Source organism: Pseudomonas sp., assembly GCF_017744435.1.
GTDB lineage: Bacteria > Pseudomonadota > Gammaproteobacteria > Pseudomonadales > Pseudomonadaceae > Aquipseudomonas.
Map to the genome: position 1 here is coordinate 1 of NZ_JAGIBG010000072.1, position 2,177 is coordinate 2,177.

Sequence of the window (2,177 nt, forward strand, 5' to 3'; positions counted from 1 at the left end):
ATGAAGATGATGGTGCGCTGCTGCTCGGCCTGCAGGCGCATCAGCTCGCCCTGCATCTCGCTGCGGATCAGCGGGTCGAGGGCGGAAAACGCCTCGTCCATCAGCAGGATCGTCGGGTCATTGGCCAGTGCCCGGGCCAGGCCCACGCGCTGCTGCATGCCGCCGGAGAGCTGGTGCGGGTAGCTGTGCTCATGCCCCGCCAGGCCGACCTGGCTCAGCGCTTCACGGGCGCGGCTGTGGCGCTCGGCTTCAGCAACGCCGGCAATCTCCAGGCCGAACGCGGTGTTTTCCAGCACGCTCATGTGCGGCATCAGGGCAAAGGACTGGAACACCATGCCCATTTCCTTGCGGCGCACGTCGAGCAGGGCTTTGTCGGAGAGCCCGGTGATTTCCTTGCCGTTGAGGTGGATGCTGCCGGAGGTGGGTTCGATCAAGCGGTTGAACAACCGCACCATGGTCGACTTGCCCGAACCGGACAGGCCCATGATGACGAAGATCTCGCCACGCTTGACGGAAAAGCTTGCATCGAACACGCCGACGACGTGGCCGGTCTTGCTGAAGATTTCGTTCTTGTCGGCACCCTTGCGGAGCATCTCCATGGCCATGTCGGGGTTGGGCCCGAAAACCTTGAAGATGTTTTTTACCGAAAGAATCTCATCGGCATGGCTCATACGACCCTCTTTATTATGCTTATTAACCAATCTTTGAACGTCGCACTTTCAATAAGGCGGGTAGAGATCAGTGCGAGTACGCTTGGCAGTCCGTTCAAATTCGAACGTGAGTCAAAACCGGCACGCAGAATGTCCTGCTTCAAAATTGTTCGACATCGCTGTCGCGAATGCCGCGCCGTGTGGGTTTTACGTTAGGCCTTGATCCAGACCGGGTCCAACGACATTTGCATGGCGCTAACCATTACCTGAAGTTATCAATCGGCCTGGGCACACGGTGCCAGAGCGCCTGCGCATTTACCGCCAGGCCGTTGACAGGCTAGAGTGACCCACCTGGCTCGACGAAGGACCTCGCCCCACCACCATGGTCAGACACTCCGAACCCGATCAGACGCTGATCAAGATGCCGTCGCTGCGCGCCGTCAAAGTCTTCGTCGCCGCCGCCAAGTACCAGAACTTCACCCGCGCCGCCGAAGCCCTGTGCGTGACCCAGGCCGCCGTCAGCCGGCAGATCCGCGAGCTGGAAACGTATCTGGGCGCAGAGCTGTTCACCCGGGTGGGCCGGGCGGTGGAGCTGACCGTGGCCGGTTCGATCTTCTTCGATGCGGTGCAGTTGTCGTTCGTCAACATCTCCCAGGCCGCCGAGCGCATCCGCAGCAACACCAACACCCGGCATGTGGTCACCTTGTGCTGCTCGCCAGCGTTTGCCGCGTTGTGGATGGGGCCGCGCATGCCCAAGTTCCTCGACGAACACCCGGACATCGACATCAACCTGGTGACCACGCAGAACTTCCTGTCGATGGAGCCCGGGGTGCGCCCGGACATCTACATCACCAAGCTGGGCAAGGTGCAGGCGGGCTACAGCTCGCACCCGCTCAACCATGACGTGATCTACCCGGTGTGCACGCCACAGTACCTGGCCACGCACCCCGAGCTGCACACGCTGGAGGGTTTGCGCGACGGCACACTGCTCAACCTCACCCCCTATGGCCGCTCGCAGGTGGCGGAGCATGTCGACTGGAATGTCTGGCTGGCGTTGCATGATGTCGACCTGAAGAGCCGTGCCAGCACCGCGCCGCACTTTTTCAATGCCAACGACTACAACCTGCTGGTGCAACTGGCGCTGAACAATCAGGGCGTGGCGCTGGGTTGGCATCACCTGATCGCGCCGCTGGTGGCCCAGGGCCTGCTGGTGCGGCCGGTGGAGCAGGAGCTGGTGCTCAAGGACACCTTCCATTTCCTGGCCTTCAACGAGGAAAAGGAGCACGACTCCAGTTGCCGGCGCTTGCGCGAGTGGTTGTTGCAGGAGTTTCAGCCGCTGCTGGAGCAACTGCGGGAAAGCCGCAGCTGATCGGTTAACGCGTGTTGTTGTAGGAGCGGCCTTGCCGGGGCGCCGGACCGGTCGGAAAGGGGTGCGAAGCAGCCCCAGGCTTTCAGCGTGGAAGCACAAATTGCCGGGGCCGCGTTGCGGCCCTTTCCGACCGGTCCGGCGCCCCGGCAAGGCCGCTC

At 62.1% G+C, this 2,177-nt stretch carries 2 protein-coding genes; one reads left to right on the forward strand and one right to left on the reverse strand.

Annotated features, from left to right (window positions below):
* Positions 1–671, reverse strand: a 671-nt coding sequence (locus tag J7573_RS25580; RefSeq protein WP_294341366.1) for an ATP-binding cassette domain-containing protein, incomplete at its 3' end; no start/stop codon positions are given.
* A 361-nt stretch (positions 672–1,032) separates the two neighbouring features.
* Between J7573_RS25580 and J7573_RS25585 the strand changes: the two genes are divergently transcribed.
* Complete coding sequence (locus tag J7573_RS25585) at positions 1,033–2,019, forward strand: LysR family transcriptional regulator (protein ID WP_294341369.1); 987 nt, start codon at positions 1,033–1,035, stop codon at positions 2,017–2,019.
* Positions 2,020–2,177 lie beyond the last annotated feature (158 nt).

What these genes read in the sequence shown, in the direction of transcription:
- J7573_RS25585 (WP_294341369.1), top strand. Translation starts at nt 1,033, where the DNA reads ATGGTCAGACACTCCGAACCCGATCAGACGCTGATCAAGATGCCGTCG.